8 protein-coding genes are annotated in these 7346 nt (G+C 68.8%); 5 read left to right on the forward strand and 3 right to left on the reverse strand.

Annotated features, from left to right (window positions below; genetic code table 11):
* Nucleotides 1-55: 55 nt before the first annotated feature.
* Genes A8G15_RS25485 through A8G15_RS25500 form a run of 4 tightly spaced genes read left to right on the forward strand, consistent with a single transcriptional unit; the run spans nt 56 to nt 3982 of the window.
* Nucleotides 56-1096, forward strand: a complete 1041-nt coding sequence (locus tag A8G15_RS25485; RefSeq protein ID WP_068165789.1) for an iron-siderophore ABC transporter substrate-binding protein — start codon at nt 56-58, stop codon at nt 1094-1096.
* A complete protein-coding gene (locus tag A8G15_RS25490) occupies nt 1093-2136 on the forward strand; it encodes a FecCD family ABC transporter permease (protein WP_068165791.1) in 1044 nt (347 codons plus the stop codon). The genes A8G15_RS25485 and A8G15_RS25490 overlap by 4 nt, the downstream gene beginning before the upstream one ends.
* Nucleotides 2133-3185, forward strand: coding sequence for a FecCD family ABC transporter permease (locus A8G15_RS25495; RefSeq protein ID WP_068165794.1), 1053 nt, complete (start codon nt 2133-2135; stop codon nt 3183-3185). Before A8G15_RS25490 ends, A8G15_RS25495 begins: the two co-directional genes overlap by 4 nt.
* Nucleotides 3182-3982, forward strand: coding sequence for an ABC transporter ATP-binding protein (locus A8G15_RS25500; RefSeq protein WP_068165796.1), 801 nt, complete (start codon nt 3182-3184; stop codon nt 3980-3982). Before A8G15_RS25495 ends, A8G15_RS25500 begins: the two co-directional genes overlap by 4 nt.
* A 60-nt stretch (nt 3983-4042) precedes the next feature.
* Here A8G15_RS25500 and A8G15_RS25505 read toward each other — a convergent pair whose 3' ends face one another.
* Both A8G15_RS25505 and A8G15_RS25510 read right to left on the reverse strand, forming a co-directional pair.
* Entirely contained in the window at nt 4043-4741 is a 699-nt protein-coding gene (locus tag A8G15_RS25505; protein WP_068165815.1) for an SIMPL domain-containing protein, read from the reverse strand.
* A 45-nt stretch (nt 4742-4786) separates the two neighbouring features.
* On the reverse strand, nt 4787-5344 hold the full coding sequence (locus tag A8G15_RS25510; protein ID WP_068165799.1) for a TetR/AcrR family transcriptional regulator: 558 nt from the start codon (nt 5342-5344) through the stop codon (nt 4787-4789).
* 121 nt (nt 5345-5465) lie between these two features.
* Between A8G15_RS25510 and A8G15_RS25515 the strand changes: the two genes are divergently transcribed.
* Nucleotides 5466-6680 (forward strand): oxygenase MpaB family protein, encoded by a 1215-nt coding sequence (locus A8G15_RS25515; protein WP_068165800.1) that lies wholly within the window; start codon nt 5466-5468, stop codon nt 6678-6680.
* On the opposite strand, the gene A8G15_RS25520 is transcribed toward A8G15_RS25515, so the two are convergent.
* Nucleotides 6635-7346 (reverse strand): CHAT domain-containing protein (locus A8G15_RS25520; protein ID WP_156665560.1); only part of this gene is annotated, 712 nt, incomplete at its 5' end. The two genes, A8G15_RS25515 and A8G15_RS25520, sit on opposite strands and share 46 nt — an antisense overlap.

Consider the following 7346-nt stretch of genomic DNA (forward strand, 5'->3'; position numbering starts at 1 on the left):
CCACGATGTGGCCGGAAGCGAGGGCCTACCCCGCACGAGAGTGAGTTCTGCCCCCATGCGTTCGAAGCGCCTACTGATGACGGCCGCCGCCTCCGTCGCGGTCGCCCTGAGCTTGACGGCCTGTGGCTCCGACTCCTCGGAGACCCCCGCGTCCGATTCCACTGCCTCCGGCTCGGCCGAATACCCGATCACGATCGAGCACGCGCTCGGCACCGTCACCCTCGACGAGAAGCCCGAACGCGTCGCCACGGTGAACTGGGCCAACCACGAGGTTCCGCTCGCGCTCGGCGTGGTGCCGGTCGGCATGGCCGCAGCCAACTTCGGGGACGATGATGACAACGGCCTGCTGCCGTGGGTCGAGGAGCGTCTCGAGGAACTCGGCGCCGAGACCCCCGTGTTGTTCGACGAGACCGACGGCATCGACTTCGAGGCCGTCTCCGATACGAACCCCGACGTCATCCTCGCCGCGTACTCCGGTCTGACGCAGGAGGACTACGACACTCTCAGCGAGATCGCCCCCGTCATCGCCTACCCCGAGGCGCCGTGGGCGACGTCGTGGCGCGACATGATCGAGCTCAACAGCGCCGGGCTCGGCATGGCCGCCGAGGGAGAAGAGCTTGTCGCGAGCCTCGAGAAGGAGATCGCAGCCGAGGCGGCCGCGCACCCCGAACTCGAGGGGAAGTCGACGATGTTCCTGACGCACGTCGACACCGCCGACCTGAGCCAGGTCAGCTTCTACACCGCCAACGACACCCGCGCCGCCTTCTTCGAGGACCTGGGCCTCGCCACCCCGAAGAGCGTCGTCGACGCCTCCACCGGCGGCGGATTCTCCGGGAAGGTCAGTGCCGAGCAGGTCGACATGTTCGACGACGTCGACATCATCGTCACCTACGGTGACCAGGCGCTCGTCGACGCGTTGAAGGCGGACCCGCTGCTGTCGCAGATGCCGGCCGTCCGCAACGGCTCGATCGTGTTCCTCGACGGGTCGGGACCGCTCGGTACCGCCGCCAACCCCACGCCGCTGGCGATCTCCTGGGTGCTGTCCGACTACGCCGATCTGCTCGCCCAAGCAGCAGGCAAGTCGAACGCGGAGTGACTGCGGTACAACAGGAGTCGGCGCCGGGTGCCCGCGAGTCGGGGCGCTCGGCGCTCGGCCGGTCGGCCTGGCTCCTCGTCCTGCTCGGCGTGCTCGTGCTGCTCGTGATCGCGTCGATCACGATCGGTTCGCGCAACGTCGAATGGTCCGACATCGTCGCGGCGCTCGGCGGGGCGACGGACAACATCGGTCAGGGCGCGATCGCCAAACGTATTCCCCGGACCGTTCTGGCGCTGATCGTCGGCGCTGCACTGGGTCTCGCGGGTGCCGTGATGCAGGGGGTCACGCGCAATCCGCTCGCAGACCCGGGCATCCTCGGCGTCAACATGGGTGCCTCGCTCGCGGTGGTCACCGGAATGGCCTGGTTCGGCCTGTGGCAGCAGACCGCGACGATCTGGGTCGCGATCGTCGGAGCGGGTGCCGCCGCACTGTTCGTCTACACGATCGGATCACTCGGCCGCGGGGGAGCGACGCCGCTCAAACTCGCCCTCGCCGGTGCCGCGACCTCCGCGGCGCTGGCGTCGTTCGTCACCGCGATCATCCTGCCGCGCAACGACATCGCCGGAAGCATGCGATCCTGGCAGATCGGCGGTGTCGGCGGAGCGAACTACGAAGCCATCGGTCATGCCGTTCCGTTCCTCCTCATCGGATTCGCCGTCTGCCTGCTCTCTGCGCGTGGCCTCAACTCGCTGGCACTCGGCGACGACGTGGCCGCAGGACTCGGGGAGCGCGTCGCCGTGACACGCGGGCTCGCCGCGCTCGGCGCGGTCCTGCTGTGCGGTACCGCGACCGCCGTCGCCGGACCGATCATGTTCGTGGGCCTCGTCGTACCCCACCTGTGCCGGCTGTTGATCGGCGTGGACAACCGATGGCTGCTGCCCTTCTCCGCGCTCGCGGGAGCGGGATTGCTCACCGCCGCCGACGTGATGGGCCGCATCGTCGCCCGCCCCGCCGAGATCGACGTCGGCGTCATCACCGCGCTCATCGGCGCGCCCTTCTTCATCTACATCGTCCGACGGCAGAAACTCCGCGAACTGTGACCGCCATACTCGAGACCACCGCATCCGACGTCGACGGAATCGCCGCGAGCCGCGTGCGCCGAGGCCGGCACCGCCGCATCGTCATCGGCGTCCTCGCCGTCCTCGTCCTCGCCGGATTCGCCGCGAGCCTGATGTTCGGCAAGACCTTCTATCCACCGGCCGACGTGCTGCGGGTGATCCTGGGACAGGACGTTCCCGGAGCGTCCTTCACCGTCGGGCGCCTGCGGTTGCCCCGCACCGTCCTCGCCGTGATCGCCGGGATCTGCTTCGGACTGGGCGGCATCACCTTCCAGACGATGCTGCGCAACCCGTTGGCGAGTCCCGACGTCATCGGCATCAGCTCGGGCGCGAGCGCGGCCGCCGCGTTCGCCATCATCGTGCTCTCGCTCGGCGGCACCCAGGTCTCGATCTTCGCGATCGTCGCAGCCCTGACCGTGGCCCTGCTGATCTACGGACTGGCCTATCGGGGCGGTGTCGCCGGCACCCGCCTGATCCTCATCGGTATCGGCATCGCCGCGATGCTCGACAGCGTCACGTCCTATCTGCTCAGCACCGCCGCCACGTGGGACATGCAGGAGACGCTGCGCTGGCTCACCGGCAGCCTCAACGGCGCCACGTGGTTCGCGACCGTTCCGGTGATCGTCGCGCTCGTCGTGATCGGGCCGGTGCTGCTCCTGCAGGCCCGCAACCTGTCGATGGTCCAGCTCGGCGACGACGCGGCCCAGGCCCTCGGTGTGCGGGTGGAACGCACCCGCATCGTCGCGATCGTCGCGGCGGTCGGGCTGATCGCCTTCGCGACCGCCGCGGCGGGACCGATCGCGTTCGTCGCGTTCCTGTCCGGGCCGATCGCGGCGCGTCTCGTCGGTCGCGGCACGTCGCTGTTCGTTCCGGCGGCGCTGGTCGGCGCCCTGCTCGTGCTGGTCGCGGACTTCGTCGGCCAGTACGCGTTCGGCACCCGGTATCCCGTCGGGGTGGTGACGGGCGCGCTCGGCGCCCCCTACCTCGTGTACCTCATCATTCGATCCAACCGGGCGGGAGGCTCGCTGTGACCGCAACGCACACTCTGACGGTCGAGAACCTGGAACTCGGTTACGGCAACCGCACCGTCGTCGAGAACCTCGATCTCGTGGTGCCGCCGGGAAAGATCACGTGCATCGTCGGCGCCAACGCGTGCGGGAAATCGACACTGCTGCGGTCGATGTCGCGCCTGCTGTCGCCGCGCGGCGGCCGGGTGCTGCTCGACGGCAAGGACGTGCACCGGCTGCCCGCGAAGAAACTCGCCCGCACCCTCGGGTTGCTGCCGCAATCGCCCATCGCACCCGAAGGCATCGTCGTCGCGGACCTGGTGGGCCGTGGGCGTCACCCGCACCAGCGGGTGCTGTCGCGCTGGAGCCGTGAGGACGACGCGGCCGTCGCCGATGCGCTCGCCGCCACCCACATCACCGAACTCGCCGAACGTTCCGTGGACGAGCTTTCCGGTGGGCAGCGGCAGCGGGTCTGGATCGCGATGGTCCTCGCCCAGCAGACCGATCTGCTGTTGCTCGACGAACCGACCACCTTTCTCGACGTGAGTCACCAGGTGGAGGTGCTCGATCTGCTCACCGACCTCAACCGCGACCGCGGCACCACGATCGTCATGGTGCTGCACGACCTCAACCTCGCGGCCCGCTACGCCGACCATCTCGTCGCGATGGCCGGTGGCCGTGTGTACGGGGTGGGTGATCCCTCGGACGTGCTCACCGCCGAGACGGTCGGTGCCGTGTTCGGCCTCGACAGCCGGGTGATCTCCGATCCGGTGTCCGGTAAACCGCTGGTGCTGCCGGTGGGCCGGCATCACGTGGTGTGACCGCTTCCGTTCTGTGTGGATTCGTGCCCGCCCGGCGAACACGAATCCACACGGAACGAGTTACGACGCCTCGAACCGCGCCTCCACGTCCGCGGTGATCGTGATGCGGTCGGGTTCGAGAACGATTGCCTCGACGCTCTCCTCGGGGGCGGACGCTATGTCGGCGCGCATCGCCGAGCGCATCTTGGGTGTGCCGACCGGGTACGGGGTCGGGGGCGTCTGCAACCCGAGCATCCCCGGATCCGCGATCGCGATCGCGCGGAATGTGCTGTATCCCAGGCTCTTCGTGTATCCCTTCGCCTTGTCCAGTGCGTTCTGTACGGCGAGGTCGCGGACCTGTGCGACCCGTTTCTGCTGGGTCTTGCGGGTGATCCACCAGTGCAGGCCGGAAACGGTGACGGAGTCGATGCCGGAGACCTTGTCGACGAACGCGCCGATCGCGTCGAACTCGTGGAAGGTCACCGTGATCGCTGCCGCCGACGTGTACCGCCACGGGCGGGTCCTGCCCTCGCTGTTGTACGGACGATGGCGGCTGTGCCGTACCTGGTCGAACGTCCACCGCTTGACCGGGCTGTCGTCGCGCTCGCGCATTTCGGTGACGAGTCCGGTGACGGTGGCGACCGCCGCGGCGACCGGGTCGGCGGCCTGTTCCCGGGTCGCGCCGTCGGCGTGCACACGGACCGCGACCGTGCACCGGTTCGGGGCGAACTCGCGTTCGGCGTGGCCTGCGACGGTGATGATGACAGGGGCATCGGTCATGCACGCGAGTGTGCCACCCTCGGGGAGCACGTCGGTGTCCGATGTTCACGCTTCCTCGACGGCGGCGAGCAGCATCCGCGCAGAAACCGCGATCATCTTCGCCCGATCGGACTGTGGCGGCCGCAGCAACGCGATCCGCGAACACAGGCTCGCCGTCGCGCCCATGACGATGAACACGAGATCGTCGATCGCGGCGTCGTCGAGATCCGGGCGCAGCCGTGCCGGGATGATCCGCCCGAGCGGCCGCAGTGGACCTTCGACCTCGGCCCAGGCCATCCCGAATTCGCTCTCGTCGGAGGTGTAGGACACGCGCAGCACCGCCGAGTGCTTCTCGAATGCGGCCGTGAGGGACTCGACGACCGTGACCATCGCGACCGCGGGCTCCTGGTCCATCGCCCGGCCGATCGCGGTCGACAGGGTCGTGGTGATGTCGTGGACCGCCGTCCTGCGCAGTTCGTCGACGATCGCGTCGATGTCGGGGAAGTAGCGGTACACGGTACCGATGCTCACGTGGGCGTGCTCGGCGAGTGCGGTCGTGCTCGGGCGCGTCGAGGGACGCCGCGCGAGCAGCTCGTGGGTAGACGTGAGGAGGTGCTTACGCATTTCGCGGCTGCGCTGCTGTGTCGGTGACTTTCGTGCACCTTTACCTGGGTTGTTCTTGTCCTGACGAGAGCTCACAGAAAGTGAATAGTAAGTGAGGAATCCTCGTGTTTCCATGGGATACATGGAGCGACGGATTCCTCGTGACCTTGTCGGTGCGGACCTCGCGGTGCGTCGCTACGGCGACCTCGGACACCGATGGCTGGACGGAATGTGGCAGGCGGACCCGCTCGCCGACGCGGTCGTCGCCGACGATTTCGGTGCTTCGTCGGCGACGGAGGCGGTACGCACCGCCCTGGCCGGCGGGATCGATTCGGTCGTCGATGCGCCCGAGTCGCTGCGGCTGCTGTTCAAGTTCCTCGACGACGAACCCGACTGGGTCGACCACGACCGCCTCGACAACGCCGCCGACGCCCTCGTCCGCCACACCCCGATCCTCGGCATGGTGCTCGGTGCCGCCTCGCTGGTCCGCGGCGCCGGCAACGAGATCGCCGGGAAGCCGCTCGCGTTGACCGGGCGGTACGTCAGCCGGCCGGCGGTGCGGTCGGTCGAGGTCGGGGAGTGGCTGCGGCACGTGCTGACGCGAGGTGGAATGCGGCGCGACGCAGAAGGTTTCGCGTTCACCGTGCGGGTCCGGCTGATCCACGCCCATGTGCGTCGCGGCATCCTCGCGACCGGCCGCTGGGACGAAGAGGCGTGGGGCGTGCCGATTCCGCAGTCCTACATGGCGCTGACGATGGCCGAGTTCGGGCACATCGCCGTCGAGGCCATGGAGGTGCTGGGCGTGCGGTTCACCGACGAGGAGCGCGACGACATCTACCACCTGTGGCGCTACGTCGGCCACGTCATCGGCATGAGCGATGAGCTGAACCTGTGCAAGGAAGCCGACCACATCCTCGTCGAGGAGCTGTACCGGCTCACCTCGCCGGGTCCGGGTGACGACGACCGCCGGTTCGTCGTCGCACTCACGGACGACTATCTCGTCCCCGAGCTCTCGAACCTGCTGCCCGGCAACGAACGGCTCAAGCACGCGGTGTCGGAGACACTGATGCACGGACTGCAGCGCGTGTTCATCGGAGACGCCGACGCCGACGCCCTCCACATCCCCGACGGACCGATCAAGCACGTCCTGCGCCGCGTCGGCCCGGCGCTGGCCCTGGTCAACCGGATCCAGGACCTGCGGTATCCCGATCGGGAACGGGTGACGGCGAGGGCCTACAAGGGCCGCGACGCGGCGATGGACCGGATGCGCGCGGACTACCGGGTCGAACACGACCTGGTCGACGCCGCACCTCACCCTGAGACCGAGCCGACCCACTTCACCCGCAGCAGGGGATGACCGAAGTAGATGTAGGACAGGGACGTCGCGGCGGGACTCTCCGCCGCCGGACGGCAACGGACCTCGCGCAGATACGACGCGGGGGAGCGGGACTCGGTGAACAACGCGGGATAGAAATTCTCTGCCAGCTCCCGCGCCGCAGTGTCGTCCACCTTCCACAGCGGTGCGACGACGGCCTCGACCCCGATGTTCAGCAGGGCGAACGCCATGCCGGCGTACACCCCGAACACCTCACGGCCCTGCGCGAGCTGGCAGGCGTTGAGGAAGGTCAACCGCACCGGACTCGCCTCGACGCCCTCGACGGACACGGGATTCAGGTAGTCGCCGTCGACCAGGTAGATGCCGTCGCGCAGCCCGGTGGGATCGAAGTTGCCGTGCACCGCCAGATGCAGGGCGTCGGCGTGCGGGGTCCCGTCGAGGCAGTGCAGGATGTCGCCCATCCGGGCGTCGACGAGGTGCGCCCCGTAGCGCGCGCGGAGACCGCCGGTCTCCTGCTCGGCCTCCGCGAGTTCCTCGCCGCCCGTGTATTTCCCGAAGACCACTGCCATCGAGCCCAGCTCGAGGCGGGCCGCGGGGGCGGGGCTGCGCCCGTGCGCCGGGTACGGCCAGCGTCCGATCACGGTCTGCGCACCGAGGAGGGGTGGCGCGTCGTCGCACCACGGTTGC

This window comes from Rhodococcus phenolicus (genome assembly GCF_001646785.1).
GTDB lineage: Bacteria > Actinomycetota > Actinomycetes > Mycobacteriales > Mycobacteriaceae > Rhodococcus > Rhodococcus phenolicus.

What these genes read in the sequence shown, in the direction of transcription:
- A8G15_RS25485 (WP_068165789.1), top strand. Translation starts at nt 56, where the DNA reads ATGCGTTCGAAGCGCCTACTGATGACGGCCGCCGCCTCCGTCGCGGTC.
- A8G15_RS25505 (WP_068165815.1), bottom strand. Translation starts at nt 4,741, where the DNA reads ATGACCGATGCCCCTGTCATCATCACCGTCGCAGGCCACGCCGAACGC.
- A8G15_RS25510 (WP_068165799.1), bottom strand. Translation starts at nt 5,344, where the DNA reads ATGCGTAAGCACCTCCTCACGTCTACCCACGAGCTGCTCGCGCGGCGT.
- A8G15_RS25515 (WP_068165800.1), top strand. Translation starts at nt 5,466, where the DNA reads ATGGAGCGACGGATTCCTCGTGACCTTGTCGGTGCGGACCTCGCGGTG.